The following is a 16609-nucleotide window of genomic DNA, read 5'->3' as shown; positions in this document are numbered from 1 at the left end:
CCAAAAAGACTACAAGCCTAGACTGTTACGAAATCAGCAGCAGTCAGCGTCGTCGTATTAATACCAGTCAGCGTCGCCAAAATTTCATTCGTGGAAGTCACTTTGATATTGCTACCTGAAAAACTTAATTGCCCAAAGCTTAAACCACCATACAGTCCAATCAAATCATTACCGTCAGAGAAATCAGTAATGGTATCAGTCCCTTCTCCAGCAGCAAAGGCAAATGTATCTTTACCGTTGTTACCCGTGAGGATATCGCTGCCAAGACCACCAAAGATGATATCGTTGCCATTACCACCAGAGAGGTAATCAGTACCGCCACCACCGTAGAGAGTATCATCGCCATTACCACCGTTGAGGGTATCGTTACCCGCGCCGCCATCCATTAGTCCATCGCCATACAAAATGTCGTTACCATTACCGCCAGAGAGGCTATCGTTACCTGCGCCGCCGTAAATGGTATCGTTGCCATTGCCGCCGTTGATGATGTCGTTACCGATGGTGCCAACTAGATTATCGGCAAGATTTGTACCATTATTGTTAAGACCGACAGCCACAGTCACCGTCGCAGTATCAGTGAGGCTACCATCGCTGAGGGTGTAATTAAAGCTGGCATTGCCAGAGAACAGAAGATTCGGGCTAAAGGACACGAAATCATCTGCGGTGTTGCTGGCTGTGCCGTTATTGTTTAGGACAGCAGTACCGTTAGTAGCACTGCTAACACCAGTGATGCTCAACGGGTTGCCATCGATATCGGTATCATTTGCTAGTAGGGTGCTAACTGCGATGTTGACGGGAGTACCAAAGAATGTGGAAACACTGTCATCAACAGCAACAGGGGCATTGTTGGTTACAGAAATGTTGATGGTGCCGTAGATATTATCGTTATTAGTGGGTGTCCCCGCATCATTAGCTGCATTGTTGCCACTGAAAGTAGGATTACCTACAGAATTGACGGTAGGCAGAACGGTAGGCATTCCCTGGTTATTACCGTTGGTATTGGTGAGGGACTGCATGATGAAGATTGCCCCACCCAAGCCTTGACCTGAGTTCAACCCCGTCCCACCTGTAGCCGTGTTGTTGGTAAAGCTGGTGTTGTTGAGGGTTAAAGAACCACTGCGGACAAAGATACCACCGCCCAATCCAGCACCGCCGCCACCGCCGCCGTTGCCACCATTGCCGCCGCCGAAGCCGCCGAAGCCGCTGCTGCCGCCGTAGCCGTTGCCGCCGTAGCCGCCGCCGCCGCCGCCGTAGCCACCATTGCCGCCTTTGCCTCTAACACCGCCGTAGCCGCTACCGCCGCTGCCACCATTGCCGCCGCCGCCGCCGAAGCCGCCATCACCACCATCACCACCAGCACTACCACCACCACCAGTACTGCCGCCAGCACCGCCGAAGCCGCCAGCACTGCCATCACCACCAGCACTACCAGAACTGCCGAAGCCGCCTTGGGCTGTGTTATTACTAAAAGCGACATTGGTTAAGGAGACACTGCCATCATAGATAAACAAGCCACCGCCCATTCCAGCGCCGCCGCCGCCACCACCATTGCCGCCTTGCGCCCGTCCGTTGATGATGGTCAAGCCAGAAATGCCAACGGTTCCCGACTGGATGAATAAGGGGCGCACGTCGCCATCGTCGTTGATGCCGTTGTTATTGGCATCGCCGCTGATGCTGTGGCTGTTGCCCACAATAGTGATGTTGCTATTAATTTGGGTTTGCACTACCCCAGTCACCCGCACATCGTTATTGATGGTAATGGTGTCATCCCCTGCTAGTTGATTAGCTTGCAGGATTGCATAACTGAGGGTGCCTGTGGTTAAGCCAGTGCCGTCATCAGTAGTTTGGTTAACGGTGAAGTTTGTCATTTGATTTTTTCCTTGGTTTTAAGTCGTAGATAAGCAGTTATTTGTAAGGCGCGTTATGCTTCTGGCTAATGCACTGTGACAGATGAGATCGAGATGGTGTTGTATCTCCATAACGCACCCTACAAATTCAGATGTTTAGAGGGTTTGTAGTAAGCACTTTAGTGCTTAAAAAATAAACACTAAAGTCCTCACTACAAACTTGCTTGTTGCAGGTAGATGCATCAAAGTTGTAAATAAATGCAACTAAGTTACAAGTCGATGCATCAAAGGTGCAGGTCGATACAACAAAGTTGCAGGTCAATGCATCAAAGGTGCAGGGCGATGCATCAAAGGTGCAAGCCGATGCATCTAAGTTGCAGCCTAGTAGAGAAGGGGAAAAATTCAAAGCTTTATTTCCTCACTGCTTCTATTGGCTGGGCGACAATTACATTCGCCAGACTATTGCTAGGATTTTTCCAAAAAGACAACCCATCATACTGAGTAAATAAATCTGGCGGTAAAATTGTCAGTCGCGGTTGAAACTCGACTTTGCGACGCACCTGATGTAGTCCCTTAGTATTGAGCCGATTATCAAATTCCTCAGCTTCGTATTCCACATTGGCAAAATCATGCTCAAAGGGTTCTTCTTGTAAAAATTGATAAATCAGCGATATGGTTTTATCAGGTGCTTGAGTTAATAAGTCATAGTCCACTAAAAGCAAAGAGGCGCTGTATTCGCTATAGAATGCTTCTTTGAGAGCGTTATAAGCAAAGCCCACTAACCGTCCCCCTTGACTCAAGGCTTCGGTGCGGGTGTAAACTGTCGAGCGTTCGCTGGCATTAAACATCCGCAACACATCAAAAGCGTTTTTTCTAATCAGCCGTTCGATGCTATCCATAATCCAAGAGACATTCCGCACGCAGCAAATTACTTTTGAGCCAGGAAATAGCTCTTGAATTAAGGACAATTTGCTACACCACAGCCGATTAGTATCAAAGATGACTTCTTTTTCGGCTTGCGGTTGGTAAAATGTGGAAAAAATAGTTAAAGTTAATGCCCGTTTTTGCTCTGGGGTGATAAAGACAGAATATTCATTCTCTTCGCTCATCGCTTCTAGCATTCGGTTCACCAGACTACCAACAGGGCTAGTCATGCTGGCATGAAACCGGGGATTTTGCCGAAGTAACGCTCCGAGTAAGGTGGAACCGGAACGAGGTAAGCCGGAGATAAAGTGGATTTTGGCAGTCATTACGGTTAATTATTTTTGATTTATTACCTTGATATAAAAGCTTTTGCACCTATGGGTTGTGATTCCACAGGCTAGGCAGTTGTGACAATTTTGTTGTGGTGAAGTGGATTATATAGCGATCGCCTCAATGACCGCATCGAACAAAGATCCAAGTTTAGACTAGGATCTTTGTCCTATATAATTGATACTTATGTGAAACGTGAGAGTGGCGTAGGCGTAAGCCTTGTCGTAGACATCGCTTCAGTGTTTTTCAAGCGACTTCCGAGGAAAAAATATTCCTTTGTAGAGGCGCACAGCTAGCTGTGCGCCTCTACAGCGTATTGCATCCAAACAAGAATGCTATAACTAAGTGGCTCAATACCATTTTGGCAAAGGAAATAATTTATCCTTAAACCTTCTACTTTCTCTGCCTTTCTTCGTTCAACAATTAATTAGGTTTGATTTGTTGCCCTGAGAAGTTGAATGTTCCTACAGGCGAGACATTATCTAACAACGGATTAGCATTAAGGTTGAAAAGGCGCAGTGTGATAGTCCCTTGTACTGTCTGCGTTTGGGGATTAAAGCTGGCTTGGTAGTCGGCGCGGCCAATGCTACCGGCTCCTGCACTTCCAGGAAAAGCAAAGGTGATAGACCTAGCACTTACTCCAGTTTTGCCATCACACTTCCAAGCACCTTGTCCACTAGTAAAGGGATTGAAAACGTTAGTAACGCCACCTTGATTGGAGTCAGTGACAAAAAAGTTACCATCTCCGTCGAGTGTAATAACCCCACGAGAGCTAATGCTGTTATCTGCGTTAAAGATTGTTGTCAAATAAGAACCAGTGGCGTTAAGGCGACAAGATGCTGTAGTTGCTGGAGTTTCGGCTACGGTGAAGTCGTTACTCCTAGCAACGTTAGGACTAGCAAGTAAGGTACTTGCTAAAACTGAACTAAACAATAAACTATTGCCAAACCAGATTTTATTCATTGTCAGGTTGGGTAATGACCTAAATTTTGCTATAGCGAAATGGATTATATAGCGATCGCTTCAGTGACCGCATCGAACAAAGATCCAAGTTTTGACTAGGATCTTTGTCCTATATAATTAATACTTATAGTTATTGGCAGTGTTAAACTTTTGCTGGCGTATCAGCAAAATCATTTTCTTTACGCATGACAAGTGATAGAGAGTTTTGCAGGGTTCTCATCTATGCAAGAAAGCGATCGCACAACTAATGTCAAGTGCGATCGCTCTGTTAAAATGCGTTAATTTTACTTAGCTCATGATGTGACTACTCCTTAATAACTGAGTCACGCTCATTTGTACAACTTTAATGCAACAAGGGTATATCCTAATACAATCAAGTTGCAAGTCAATGCTACTAAGTTGCTAGCCAATGCAACAAAGGTGCAGGATAATGCTACTAAGTTGCTAGCCAATGCAACAAAGGTACAGGTTAATGCAAAGGATATCAGCATCAAGGAATCATCCAAGTAGATGCGATCGCTCTTTGTGCATGAGGAGCGATCGCCTCAATAAACGCGTATGATACTTGTATATATTTGATACAACTAACTAATGACTCTTGTTCCAACCCTTCTGAGTATAGTTGCTGGCATTTGTTTATATGTTGGTCTGTTTCACCTGCTGATTGCCTGTGGAAGATTACAAACCACGCTTCATTTGTGCTTTGGGTTAGTTTGCTTAGGATGTGTTAGCTATATCCTGGCTTTAATGCTGAGATATCAAGCTGCTAACGTAGAAGACTACATCGCTGCCCAAAAATTGGTATGTTTTGTAGGATATATTTATGCTGTGAGTATTGTATGGTTTATCGCTGTTTTTACTAAAATAAAGCCAGTGCGTTTAATTTTGGTACTGAATAGCCTGTACGCCATCAGCCTGTTAATCAACCAAATTTCCCCGACAGGGATTATCTACTCTGATGTCAGTAGCCTATCAAGCGTTTCTTTGCCTTGGGGCGAATCTATTTATTACCCAGAAGGTACACTCAATCCCTTATTCAGTTTTCAATTATTAGCTTTAAACAGTAATACTGTTTTCGCTGTTTGTACTTGTTACCTTCAATATCGGCGCGGTGAGAAGCAAGCAGCACTTAGTTTAGCCCTGAGTTTAGCGATTCTGATAGTAGCTGCACAACACGATCGCCTAGTAGATTTAGGGAAGATGCAATTTATCTACCTGGCTGAATTTGGATATCTGTCCTTCATAGTAATTATGAGTCTACGCTTATCCAAAGACTTGATCCAAGCAGTGAAACTACGCGAACAATTGCTAGAAAGCGAACGGCTACGAAAAATTGCGGTGGAAGTCGAGCGAAATCGCCTCGCCCGTGACTTACACGATTCAGTATCGCAGACATTGTTCACTGTGGCGACAACTGCCGAAGCTTTACCTAGAGTTTGGAAACGCAACCCAGAAATAGCCCAACAAGGATTAGAGGAACTTGCCCAACTCACACAAGGGGCGTTAGCAGAAATGCGAAATTTACTAATCGAGTTACGTCCTAGCGGTTTAGCAGAGAAGCCATTAAGCGAATTGCTACAGCAGTTAACCAAGGGGATTCAAGGACGAGCAAGTTTACAGGTAACAACAATAGTAGAAGGCGATTTTCCTTTATCTAATGAAGTAAAGCTTGTCTTCTACCGGATTACTCAAGAAGCACTGAATAATATTATTAAACATGCCCAAGCTACGCAAGTAGCAATTAGCCTTGAGTACCATCCACAAAAGGTGGTCTTGAGTATCAGCGATAATGGCTGTGGTTTTGACTTCAACGAGATCCCATCTGGTCATCTGGGGATAGCAATTATGAAAGAACGGGCTGAGTCCATTGGCGCTACTTTCCTTCTTGAAAGCTATCTAGGGAAGGGGACTGAGATTGTCTTGAATTGGCCAAGCGTTGTTTTGAACATAGGAATGGGTAGAGACAAGGGTTAATCGCGTCTGTACTAGGGAATGGGGTATTGGGCATTAGATATTAGGCACAAATAAAGTTAACTATTAGGATTATCATTTGTTATTTTTGATTGTTTACTGGTAAGGGCTTTAAGGATATTTGTTTTTTGTAACATAGTTATGTTTATTTCTATTAACTTATTGATAAAAGACAGATGTTTATAGATTATGGGATTTTTCCGCGATCGGCTAGTGAAAAATAAAAAATTAAACATTAAGAATTTCAGGTATAAATAGTAAAAATATAAGAATAATGTAATGTAAATGTATTAAAAATAGTTTTAATGCCCCGGATTTATATATGGAAAAAGATAAGTCAGTTAAACCAATTCGGGTGATTACTGTTGACGATCATGAAATCCTGCGGGGAGGTATTAAATTTCTCTTACTGGCATTTGATGACATTGAATTAGTAGGTGAAGCACGTAATGGAGATGAAGCAGTATATCTGTGCGAACAGTTGCAACCAGATGTAGTGCTGATGGATTTGATGATGGTGGGGATGAATGGGGCAGAAACAACAAGAGCTATCCGCAAAAAATCCCCAGAAATTCAGGTTTTAATTTTGACGAGTTTTTTAGAGAATGACTTGGTAAAGCAAGCAATGCAAGCCGGAGCTATTGGCTACCTACTCAAGGGTATCTCGATTGATGAGTTAGCGGATGCCATACGAGCCGCAGCGATCGGTCGTTCGATGTTGACACAAGAGGTTATTCAGGCGTTGCTGCAACCAAGCAAACCTTCATCCCAAAGTGTCTATGAATTGAGCAAACGCCAGGGAGAAGTTTTAGCACTGCTGGCTTTAGGATTAAGTAATGATGCGATCGCTCAACAGATGAAACTCAGTCCTTCCACCATCAGGCATCATGTCAGCCAAGTACTAAATAAGTTAGGAGTAACGAACCGCACTGAAGCTGCAACCACGGCAGTGCGAGTCGAATGTGTTTAATCATGGTGAATCAACTTAGTTACTTTTAAATATTTTATATTGCAAAGTTTTAAGATAATTGATTTTGACAAGAGTAGTAGCGATACCTACAGTGGGCTACGCCAACGCTACTACTCTTGTCACGCCAGTAAGGTGTTTAATTTTTGCAGATCGATGCAACTTAGTTGCAAGTCAATGCAACTAAATTGCAGGTCGATGCAACTAAATTGCAGGTCGATGCAACTTAGTTGCAGCCTGATAGGGAAGGGAAAAATTCAAAGTTTCATTAGCTCACAGCTTCTACTAGCTGCAACTAGGAGAATGTAAGTCGAATGTGTTTAATCATTCTAAAACTCGTTGGTGCAAAAAGTTGCAATGTTAGCGATCGCTACTATTTATGGTAATAGCGATCGCCATGTTTCTTATCGCTATCGTCTGATACTGCCTGTACCTACCTCCACCTTCTGTTTTCCTTCAATGATTTGGTAAAGTTTGTGTTCAAATTTCTGCATACACGCTGACCAATCAAAGTCAAGTATGGAAGGGCGAGCGTGTCTAGTCATATCTGCTTTCAAACCGGGATTTTCCAGAATCGCAATTACCTTTTGGGCGAAGTCTGTAGGATTGTTAGGTTGGGCAAGGAAGCCGTTACGGCCAGGAAATACCTGTTCTGAGGTTGACGGCGCAACAACAGCAACCAGAGGAGTTCCAGACGCTAATGCTTCGTTATTTGTCGTGCAGAAGTTTTCGGTGACGGAGGGGTTAACAAAAACATCCGCTCTGGCAAACCAACCTAGAAGTTCTGTACCGTGAGACTCGCCCCATACAGTAATACCCGATCCAAACTTTTTAGCACGTTCGCGGATCTCTTCATCTAGCGGGCCACTACCAACAATTACCAGATGAACATCAGGAATTTTGGCAGCTATGATTGGAAAGATATCAAGCAATTGATTGACATTCTTTTCGGGTGTGATGCGTCCGACAAACAACAGAGTTGGTCGGTTATCGTTGGGAATTGGGTCGTAACAAATGTTTCGCGGGTGAAATTTTTCGCAATCGATACCTTGATAAGCGACGTATTCAGCGCGTTGGCATTTCAGTTCTTCGTATTTAGTCAGTTGCTCTTTAGAAGAGAAGTAATTGAAGTCATAAGACTCACTAAATTGCTTAACTAAAACGGGAACGATGGGACGAACTAAATTGAAGAACCTGTCTCCAAAGTAATATTTGATATACGCAACGATATCTGTATGGAAGAGTGATATTATTGGCGTGCCTGTTCGTTTTGCGTATTGAGTGCCGATAGGGCGACCATAACCTTGCAAGAAAAATGAGTATAAACCTCTCATTTGTGCGGCTTCTTCAACCACGATAATATCGGGTTTAAATTTCTCCAGCAACTTGGTATCACTCCAATGCCGATAGTTCAACGGTTGAGGAAGAGACTTATAGAATAGCAGCGGTTCTGTAGCGAATGCGTAAGCAGAGAAATTGGGGAAAGACTGAATTTCCTCTAAACCTGGCATGGGGCGATCGCCGACATTTTTGGGGTAGCGATCGTTGATTTGCGGATGGATTAGAAAAACCTCATGTCCCTGCTCTAGCAACCAACGAACTCGTTGGTGAACTGCAACGGAAACACCAGTTAAGAAAGGAGCATACAACCCTGTAAACAGTGCAATGCGAAGTTTTTGCTTAGTCATAATAAAGGGGAATATTTCACAAAATTGCTGGTTTTTAACTTAGGATTTACGCAGCAAATGTTTCATGAACATCCTGATTATTTGGCTCAGAAATTCCCAGTAATACAGTTAGACTAAGGATTTACGCATTGTCAAATAGCTGAAATTTTCGATGTTGAAGTGGATGTTTATAAAATTAACTTGAAACTATCAAAACATCCAAAATACTAAGTCAAAATTCCCCTTAATATATTTGTCTAAACCCTTGCTAAAAATGTAAAAACGTATTTTTTCAAGGGTTATAGCTAATATAGTTCTACTAAATATAAGATAATATAATTTGAAGACTAGGGAATGTTTAGTGTAATAACTTTCATGCCCTAGTTGATATTTAGCAATTTAATTCAAAGAGAAACCTTGCTATTAATAGGCTGATCCAACCATTGATAAGGGCGATATTCCACTAAGCGGATATTCCAAGGCCCTTTAACGCGATAGCTGACACCGCGCCAGGTAACTGTTGATGTCCACAGGGATGATAACATCGCTAACCCATAAACCCACTGTGTCAACGGAATCCCAATCAACATTTTAATGATTGTAGCAGCTGATAATTTGGCGTAGACGTGTAACGGCTTGCCGGTAGGCATCGCCTGGTCATTAGAGCGAACCACTCGCTGTATCTCTAATTCCAACACCAGCATTATTAAGAGTAATCCGACAGTGTAAACTCCATAGCAGACTAACAACACAGCCGCAGCTTCCCATTTTGCCTCTAACAGCGACTCTAAAACTAACACGCTCAGTAAAGTCGGAAACAAAATGCTAGAAACAGCTTCGCTAACAAGAGCCAACCAACGGGGATGATACAGTCGAGAAAAAAGGATAAGGCGCTTGAGATAGTCTATTAAGTTGAATAAATCAGTCTCTTCACGATTGACTATTAGCAGCGAAGGCACAAACTTTACCTGAAAACCATGTTTTTTCAGGATGTCGTGCATCATAAAATCTTCGCCTAAAGCTTGTCCCCACTTATCTAGCAGTTCTGTTTGGCGAAGCACTTCTGTTTTCACAGCCAAAGTTCCACCCCAAGGAATCTGGAAGATAAACATTTGTACTACTGTGGACACATTGCCGACGTACCGTACTAAAGAACCCCAATAGCTACCTGTTGGTACGTACCAACGATTGCCGGTTGTTGCTCCCACTTTAGCATCGCCTAGAGGACTGACTAATTCTCTAAGCCAATTCAGATGAACTATAGTATCAGCATCTACTAAAGCAACCACCTTATAGGAGTCGTCCAACTCTCGGACAGCTTGGATTAAAGAACTGCATTTGAGACTACAATTGTTGCGTACTATTCTCAAAGGGCTGATTTGAACGTTGGTCGCTTCTTGCTCACTGATGGTTTCACTAGCAATTTTCCAAGCAGGATCTTCGTGACTATCAACGATCAACTTTAAATCATACTGTGGATAGTTTTGATTTAGGAGCGATCGCAAACATCTAGGCAAAAACGGATCGGCTCCGCGTAAGCAAAGAATTACTGCTGTTTTGGGTAGCTGATCGTCTGGTAATAAGTTTTTTTTAGACGAGCGCAGATACCATATAAAGACAAGCGTAAAACATACCTGAATAACCAGCCAACCCATCAAAGACTTAGACAGAAATATTGCCAAATCTTCCATTAAATTTTTAATCTCCGACAGAATAATGGATTGGGGATTAGGGATTGGGCATTGGGGATTGGGCATGGGGCACAAGAGGCAAAGGGGAAAAACTTACTGCAACTTCTCCTCTGCTCCCCTGCCTCTTTCCCCATTCCCTTTACGAATCCAGTGAATATTTCATGATGATGGTCACTGTTGTATTTTTGTTTACAACAAAACTGGCATCACGAAACTTTGGTGTACCTGTTTGTATAGACACAGTTGGATTTTTGGAAATCCCAAAACCTTCTTTGGGAATACCGAAAAAGTCTTTATTGAGTTTGCGATCGCCATTTTGATCGTCAACCACAGCGACAGCATAAGTTCCAGGTTTCAAACCGGAGAATTGTTTTTTTACAGAAGTGCCATTAATCTTAGCGCAGCCACTTTGAGCTTCACTAGTACTACTCATCGGAAATCCTTTTTCACTTGCGTAAACTCTGAAGCAAATCTCACCTTTTTGGTGATGTATTCCATTGACCACAACACTTAGTGTTTCAGTTGGCTCTGCGTTCACTGTTTTAGCAAAGCTGATGCTCACTAAAGTAGCAAGCAAAATATGAGATAGTTGAGATAGTTTCAGCATAGTTTTGTAGTCAAAATAGGTGATTTTGATTCGTTAAAAGTGTGGCTTGTTGTTTTTTTATTGATGCTTTTCGCCAACCTTTCCAAAGTACTTGCAGCACACTTAGCAAGTCTTTCAGCAAAAGATATTCTGTCCCTTTTAACTGCTGGTGTAGACTTCTATGACAGTACAGCCGCTCATTCAAACTCAAAGGACTACGCCATATAGAGAGTATATACTCCCAGATTATTCTCCAATGTGGGAATAAAATGTGTCCTTTCTTTGCTGAATCAAACCACACTGTATACCCATAAAAATCAGGCAGCATACTCAAGAATGATTTTTGATTTGCATTTGTTAACAACAAATAATTGGGGAAAAACATACTCATTGATTGTTGCGGATGACTTCTGAAGAAAAACAGGTATTCAGGGATTTCATAAAACCTACCGAGAATACCAAGTCTTAACAAGAGAATTCCATCTGCATTACCGTAACCACCCATAGGTGGTATCTTTTTCAAAACACTAGTGCGAATTACCCCGTAACATTGATTGCATAAATGCTTGGTCAGCAATTCGTGAAAGCGCTCCTGTGGCTTTAGTGCATCGGCCTTGACTTTGATATCGTAATTTTGGATAAAATTCCCCTGTTCATCAATGAAATATGCCTGGGAATGACACAAGATTATAGTAGGATCTTGGTCAAGCACCTCGACACACTTCTTGATAAAATCTGGAGAATGTAGATCGTCATGGGCTGCCCATTTAAAATACTCACCCGAAGACAGTTTCAAGACGCGATTAAAGTTACCAGCACAACCGATATTCGTGTCATTGCGGTAGTAACAAATACGTTGGTCTTGCTCGGTATAAGCTCTACAAATTTCCTCAGTTTTATCTGTCGATGCGTTATCTGAAATAATAAGTTCAAAATCTTCAAAGGTCTGAGCCAAGAGTGAATCTATGGCTTCTTTGATAAATTTTTCACCATTGTATACAGGTAATCCGATGCTCAATCGTGGCTGATTGCTACTCATAGAAAATAAGTATTCGGAAAATCTGTGAATTAGTTTACGCTTAATCGTAGTTAGGTAGATGCAACGTAATAATTCCGAATTCAGAATACAGTAGTCAGAATTAAGGATACTTTGATAGCAAGCTGAATCATTTCAAGTAAATCAAGAGTCTTCTAGCTTCTTCATTTTGCAATCATTCTGTTAGCGGATAGCTAAGGTTTAGCCCATTCTGACTCCCGACTCCTGAGTTCTAAAAAATCTGTAAACTATTTCATCAAGCTTTGAATATCTGTTTTTTGCAGCCATTCATGTGTTCGCTGCATTCCTTCTTCGAGGTCAATTCCTGGTTTGTAATTTAACAGATTTTGGGCTTTGGCAATGGAACAAGCGTAAGGACGAGTCATAAAATCTATGGACTCTGGTAAGATATCAACTTTTTTCCGAAAAAGTTTTTGTCCTTGAACGCGTAGCTTTAGAAACAACTTAATTTCATCTTTTGATAATGAAAGGGGTGCTTGTAAATCTTCCATTGCTGCTAAACGCATAAAATACTCTTTCCACGAAGTTTCTTGTCCATCGGTGATATTAAATATTTCACCGTAGATTTCTTTTTCTATCGCGAGAAAGATGCCATCAATCAGGTTATCTATATATACATGATTGATTACTCCTTTAGCATCATTGGCACAAGCAAATAATTTTTGACGCATCATCAGAATTGGTCTGACTATCCAGGGAATACTTCCTGGGCCGTAAACATCTCCGGCTCGAATAATGATGATCCCAAAATCTGAGGGATTATTAAGTTCTAATACTGCTGTTTCGGCTTCTATTTTCGTTTGACAGTAGGGATTATTGTCGCCAGAAAGTGGCCCGGATTCTGTAACACCATCAGGATAGTTAAAACCGTAAACCATCACACTAGATAGATGCACAAATGTTTTGACACTAGCTTGTTTAGCGGCTTTAGCCATGTTGACAGTACCGCCAACATTCACATCACGAAAATGCTTAATTGCACCAGCTTCTTCGGCAAGTTGCTCTGTATGTAAAACGATATCTACTCCCTGACAAGCCTTTTGAGCAATAGTAGAATCGGTAATACTACCAATAATTACCTCTACACCTAAATTCTGTAATTTTTTGTTCTGTTCTGTAGAACTTTGTAGTCCCCGAACTTTCATCCCTTGCGCTATGGCTAACTCGGCTGTACGCAAACCGACAAATTCATTAATCCCAGTAATTAGGAGGGTTTTGTTGTTGAGGTTCATATAGTAAGGGTTATACCAATTTTTGGTTTTTGATTAAAAGAAAAGTGCTAGTTTTGATAGTTTTTAGTAAGGACTTTAGTGCTTAGAAAATAAGGACTAAAGTCCTTACTACGAACTTGCTTATCTTTAACAAGTCGTTCTGAGCAAGTTATCTTGGTTAGAAAATATCTCCCGGATCTGCGGAGCGAAGTTTGTTAATCGCAAGCGCTCCTGATGTTATACACATTAAAACTGTTGAAGTTAAGACAATCACCGCATTATTAATGGTCATCATTATTGGTAGTTTAGTTGATTCTGCTGCAAAACTATATAGCAAAACAGAAGTAATAAATCCTGGGATATAACCTAAGATTGCTAAAATTAAAGCTTGCTGAAATACCACATTTAACAAATAGCTATTGGCATAACCGATGGCTTTTAAAGTGGCGTAAGCAACGAACTGCGTAGCAATATTGCTGTAAAGAATTTGATAAACTATAACTACGCCAACAACCGCAGCCATTGTCAACATCAAGTTAAGAATAAAACCAATAGGTGTTCTAACAGCCCAATAGTTTTTTTCAAAATCAATGAAGCCTTGGCGGGTAAAAACTTGGACATCATTAGGCAAACTTGCTTGCAAATTTTTCAGTACTTTTTCGGCATTAGCACCAGGTTTGAGTGAAATCAAACCGATATCTATCATATCCGCCGGACGAGTATTGGGATTTATCCTCAAAAAAGTTGAGTCACTAACAAGCAAATTTCCATCTACCCCAAAGGAAGGGCCTAATGTGAATAAACCACCAATTCTCACTCTATAGCCAATTAATGAACTGTAGGGAAATATTTCAATTGTTTGTGCAGTCTCTCCCGCATTAAATTTTTCAGCTATTGGGCCAAATTCTGGGCGAGAACCTCGGTCAAAAAGCACGACATCGGGAATTTTGAGTTTATCTAAATTTTTCTCCACTTCTGGGAGATTCATTACCGGTCTACCTGGATCGAAACCAATAACATATATTGAATATTTCTCACTAGTTGCCGGATTTTTCAGTTTGGCAAATTGCAAATACATGGGGCTAACTGACTCAACGCCATCAAACCCCAAAGATTGGTACAAACGAGTCCGTGAAAAACTTTGATTTGAGGTCAAAGATTTATATTGCGAACTCACTAAAAATAAATCTCCTTTGAGATTCTGATGCACAGCAGTTGCACTGGAATAAAGAGCATCTTGAAAACCAAGTTGCACAAACATTAGCAGCACAATGAAACCAATCCCGGCTACAGCTACTAGTAAACGAACTTTTTGCTGCGCTAGTTGTAGCCATCCTAAAGGAATTTTAAAATTCATGGATTTATTTTCATTTGTCATTTGTCATTTGTCATTTGTCATTTGTCATTTGTGAATGACCAATGCCCTATGCCCTATGCCCTATGACTAAATATGAATGGCGACATCCACTTGTAAGTTAGTTAAACGAGCGACCTTTTCACTATCTGCGGTATTATCGATGGAAATTTTAACTTCAACTATTCGGCGGTCTGTATCGGAACCAGGGTTGATGCTGAAGATGTTTTGCTTGTCAACTTGCCAACCAATCTCTTTTACAGTTCCTTTTATTGTTCCAGTAAATGCGGTGCTGTTAATTGTGGCTTTTTGTCCTACACGCACTTTTTGAACATCGGTTTGATACACCTCTGCAATCACATACATTTGAGATGTTTTACCGATTTCAGCAAATCCTTTGTTGGTGCTGATTACTTCTCCGGTTTTGGCGTGGATTTTTAAAATTTTGCCATTTATGGGAGATTTAATGTAACTTAAATCCAAGTCGGCTTTTGCTTGTTGAACAGAAGTTGTCGCACTGTTGACTTCGGTTTGTGCAACTTGAACGTCTACGCTACGCACTTCGCTAATACTGGTGAGTTGTGCTTGTGCTTGCTTGCGTTGTTCTTGGTATGTATCTTGAGTGCGCTTGAGGGTGGCTTGAGCTTCTGTTAGCTGCTGTTGCGTAGTCTTTAGTTGCAAAGCTTTGGTATCTGCTACAGAAGCCGCGATCGCACCTTGTTTATATAATTGCTGATAGCGGTTATTCTCAGCTTGAGCATTGTCTACTTCAGCCTGAATGCGGTCGATTGTCGCCTGTTGTGTCGCAACATCCCCTTTATATTGTGGTTCTAACCGGGCAATTACAGCCTTTTGAGCATCAACATCTCCCGTTTTACCTCCAGATTTCACCTGCGCTAATTTCGCTTTGGCAACTTGGAGTTGGTCTAAAGCCTGTTGCAATGCGGTTTTAGAACGACCATAATTTTCTAAATAAGCCAGTAATTGCCCTGTTTTAACAGTCTCTCCTTCTTTCACTAACAGTCTATCTACTCGTACCCCATTATTAGAAGTGGGAGCAGTCAAAGTAGTAACTTCCCCTTCTGGTTCCAAACGTCCCAAGGCAGTTACAGCAACTTTTGCAGGAGTTACAGCTTTTGGAGGATTTGCTGCTGGTGTCACAACTTTAGGTTTAGACCAAAACGGTACTAAACTATAAAAAGCTATTAATCCGGCTGCTAAAGTTAGAGAAGCTGCTAAAATTACTTGCGATCTACCTACGGGTTTTGTGAATAATCGGCTTTCTTTATTTACTGCCATCTTTTCATTCCAATTCTGCTTTTTTAGGGGATAGCCTGGTTATATTTAGTCCATTAGATATAGACTCATCCGCAAATTACCAAGAGGGCTTTTCCTCTAGGGTTTCTATCTTAATCAAGTGGATGGTTCTAAATTGGTTTTATATGAATTGTTGTACGCTTTTGCCGCCCAAAATCACTATTGTGGCGTGAAAATTAATGGTGGTGTTACTTCAAAGCTTCCTAAGTTATATCCTAATTTGACATCTAATCCAGTAGCGTAAAATACAATAACACTAACCAGAAAACTTAACTCTCAAGAACAACGAAGCGCTAATAAAAATGCAATCAAAACTTGGATAAACTTGTCATTTAGTATGATACAAAAATTGACTTTTGTCAATCGATTTAGTTTGCATAAGTCTTGATTTTCTCACCAAAAGATTTGGTTAAAGTAAGATTAAATGCTTAAAAAATGTATTCATCACTAATCTAGTGTCTGAAAATTGAATACCAACAAATAGTTAGTTATTAAGTAGATTTGATATTACTAACAGATTATTTTTGGCAAGGTTGTGTAGTATAAGACATTATTATTGCTTTTGCTCATAATAATTAACCAATAGTAAGAAACTGCGTTTACGCGAGGCTTTGCCTATCTCCGTGGGTTTCAAATACCTAATTTGTCTAAGTCCGTGGAGGCGGACTTTATTTGTGTAGCCACGGATTCTATCCGCCCCAGCTTTATAACTACCTCTTAACTG

General features: G+C 41.3%; 12 protein-coding genes. 2 read left to right on the top strand and 10 right to left on the bottom strand.

What is annotated here, in order from left to right:
- Positions 1-17 precede the first annotated feature (17 nt).
- The 3 genes from V7K44_RS28725 to V7K44_RS28715 form a co-directional block, all read right to left on the bottom strand.
- Positions 18-1868, bottom strand: a complete 1851-nt coding sequence (locus V7K44_RS28725) for an Ig-like domain-containing protein (RefSeq protein ID WP_334936755.1) — start codon at positions 1866-1868, stop codon at positions 18-20.
- Between the two features lie 389 nt (positions 1869-2257).
- Positions 2258-3097 (bottom strand): sulfotransferase, encoded by an 840-nt coding sequence (locus V7K44_RS28720; protein ID WP_334936753.1) that lies wholly within the window; start codon positions 3095-3097, stop codon positions 2258-2260.
- Between the two features lie 427 nt (positions 3098-3524).
- Positions 3525-4064 (bottom strand): hypothetical protein, encoded by a 540-nt coding sequence (locus V7K44_RS28715; RefSeq protein WP_334936751.1) that lies wholly within the window; start codon positions 4062-4064, stop codon positions 3525-3527.
- A gap of 591 nt (positions 4065-4655) precedes the next feature.
- Here V7K44_RS28715 and V7K44_RS28710 point away from each other — a divergent pair.
- Together V7K44_RS28710 and V7K44_RS28705 are read left to right on the top strand one after the other, a co-directional pair.
- On the top strand, positions 4656-6038 hold the full coding sequence (locus V7K44_RS28710; protein WP_334936749.1) for a sensor histidine kinase: 1383 nt from the start codon (positions 4656-4658) through the stop codon (positions 6036-6038).
- A gap of 319 nt (positions 6039-6357) precedes the next feature.
- On the top strand, positions 6358-7005 hold the full coding sequence (locus V7K44_RS28705) for a response regulator transcription factor (protein WP_334936748.1): 648 nt from the start codon (positions 6358-6360) through the stop codon (positions 7003-7005).
- 407 nt (positions 7006-7412) lie between these two features.
- Here V7K44_RS28705 and V7K44_RS28700 read toward each other — a convergent pair whose 3' ends face one another.
- From V7K44_RS28700 to V7K44_RS28670, 7 genes are all read right to left on the bottom strand, one after another.
- On the bottom strand, positions 7413-8690 hold the full coding sequence (locus V7K44_RS28700) for a glycosyltransferase (RefSeq protein ID WP_334936746.1): 1278 nt from the start codon (positions 8688-8690) through the stop codon (positions 7413-7415).
- Positions 8691-9073: 383 nt separating this feature from the next.
- Positions 9074-10360: a glycosyltransferase gene (locus V7K44_RS28695; RefSeq protein ID WP_334936864.1), complete on the bottom strand. Its 1287-nt coding sequence runs from the start codon at positions 10358-10360 to the stop codon at positions 9074-9076.
- 139 nt (positions 10361-10499) lie between these two features.
- Positions 10500-10967, bottom strand: a complete 468-nt coding sequence (locus V7K44_RS28690; protein WP_334936744.1) for a DUF2141 domain-containing protein — start codon at positions 10965-10967, stop codon at positions 10500-10502.
- 10 nt (positions 10968-10977) lie between these two features.
- Positions 10978-11985, bottom strand: a complete 1008-nt coding sequence (locus V7K44_RS28685; protein WP_334936742.1) for a glycosyltransferase family 2 protein — start codon at positions 11983-11985, stop codon at positions 10978-10980.
- A gap of 245 nt (positions 11986-12230) precedes the next feature.
- Positions 12231-13235, bottom strand: coding sequence for an NAD-dependent epimerase/dehydratase family protein (locus V7K44_RS28680; RefSeq protein ID WP_334936740.1), 1005 nt, complete (start codon positions 13233-13235; stop codon positions 12231-12233).
- 157 nt (positions 13236-13392) lie between these two features.
- Positions 13393-14571, bottom strand: coding sequence for an ABC transporter permease DevC (gene devC, locus V7K44_RS28675; RefSeq protein ID WP_334936862.1), 1179 nt, complete (start codon positions 14569-14571; stop codon positions 13393-13395).
- An 87-nt stretch (positions 14572-14658) separates the two neighbouring features.
- Positions 14659-15867, bottom strand: coding sequence for an ABC exporter membrane fusion protein (locus V7K44_RS28670; protein ID WP_334936738.1), 1209 nt, complete (start codon positions 15865-15867; stop codon positions 14659-14661).
- Positions 15868-16609: the final 742 nt, after the last annotated feature.

Origin of the sequence: Nostoc sp., from assembly GCF_036917235.1 — a bacterium.
Lineage (GTDB): Bacteria > Cyanobacteriota > Cyanobacteriia > Cyanobacteriales > Nostocaceae > Nostoc.
Note: the sequence above shows the minus strand (reverse complement) of the source record. Positions and strands in the feature narration are given on the sequence as shown.

Coding starts and splice junctions, on each gene's coding strand:
- V7K44_RS28725 (WP_334936755.1), bottom strand. CDS start 1,868: ATGACAAACTTCACCGTTAACCAAACTACTGATGACGGCACTGGCTTA.
- V7K44_RS28720 (WP_334936753.1), bottom strand. CDS start 3,097: ATGACTGCCAAAATCCACTTTATCTCCGGCTTACCTCGTTCCGGTTCC.
- V7K44_RS28715 (WP_334936751.1), bottom strand. CDS start 4,064: ATGAATAAAATCTGGTTTGGCAATAGTTTATTGTTTAGTTCAGTTTTA.
- V7K44_RS28710 (WP_334936749.1), top strand. CDS start 4,656: ATGACTCTTGTTCCAACCCTTCTGAGTATAGTTGCTGGCATTTGTTTA.
- V7K44_RS28705 (WP_334936748.1), top strand. CDS start 6,358: ATGGAAAAAGATAAGTCAGTTAAACCAATTCGGGTGATTACTGTTGAC.
- V7K44_RS28700 (WP_334936746.1), bottom strand. CDS start 8,690: ATGACTAAGCAAAAACTTCGCATTGCACTGTTTACAGGGTTGTATGCT.
- V7K44_RS28695 (WP_334936864.1), bottom strand. CDS start 10,360: ATGGAAGATTTGGCAATATTTCTGTCTAAGTCTTTGATGGGTTGGCTG.
- V7K44_RS28690 (WP_334936744.1), bottom strand. CDS start 10,967: ATGCTGAAACTATCTCAACTATCTCATATTTTGCTTGCTACTTTAGTG.
- V7K44_RS28685 (WP_334936742.1), bottom strand. CDS start 11,985: ATGAGTAGCAATCAGCCACGATTGAGCATCGGATTACCTGTATACAAT.
- V7K44_RS28680 (WP_334936740.1), bottom strand. CDS start 13,235: ATGAACCTCAACAACAAAACCCTCCTAATTACTGGGATTAATGAATTT.
- devC (WP_334936862.1), bottom strand. CDS start 14,571: ATGAATTTTAAAATTCCTTTAGGATGGCTACAACTAGCGCAGCAAAAA.
- V7K44_RS28670 (WP_334936738.1), bottom strand. CDS start 15,867: ATGGCAGTAAATAAAGAAAGCCGATTATTCACAAAACCCGTAGGTAGA.